At 72.1% G+C, this 577-nt stretch carries 1 protein-coding gene; it reads right to left on the bottom strand.

Annotated features, from left to right (window positions below):
- Positions 1-340: 340 nt before the first annotated feature.
- Positions 341-577: hypothetical protein (locus ACLQ27_RS19025; protein ID WP_425867895.1), on the bottom strand; the 237-nt coding region annotated here is incomplete at its 5' end.

Raw genomic sequence — 577 nt, forward strand, 5'->3', positions numbered from 1 at the left:
CAGATCGGTACGCATGATGGCGTGCTCCTCTGCATCGGGGGATACGCGCCGACACGAACGGGGGTGCGTGTGTCGGGGCGGGAAAGTTCACGGGGGGACGTGGCCTGGCGGCCCCGGGGGCCTGCGCGGGGGTGTCCCGGAGGTGGTGCAACGACCCGGGCCGGCGAGGCATTCCACAACGCGGCTTGCCCGGGGGTGTTCGGTTGGTGCTTGGCGGTGCGGGGGGTGTAACCGTGCCGGCCGGGCGGGTGTTCCCGGCGGGCTGTCACACGGACCTGCGCTGGTGCTTGGCGGTGCGCGGGTGTAACCGTGGCGGCCGGGCGGGTGTTCCCGGGGGCTGTCACACGGACTTGCGGTGGTGCTTGGCGGTGCGGGGGGTGTAACCGTGGCGGCCGGGTGGGTGTTCCCGGCGGCTGCGGTGCGCCGCTAGCTCGAAGGTCGCGGCGGCATGCCAGGTATAACGACCCCGGCGGGTCACCGATTCCGCCGCCAGAGTGCCACCGACCACAGGACACCCCACGCCATGACCTGACAGACCGCCCACCGGGAAACGGACATCCACCACCACCCGCGGGTA

The sequence above is a fragment of the Micromonospora sp. DT63 genome (assembly GCF_049841615.1).
Lineage (GTDB): Bacteria > Actinomycetota > Actinomycetes > Mycobacteriales > Micromonosporaceae > Micromonospora.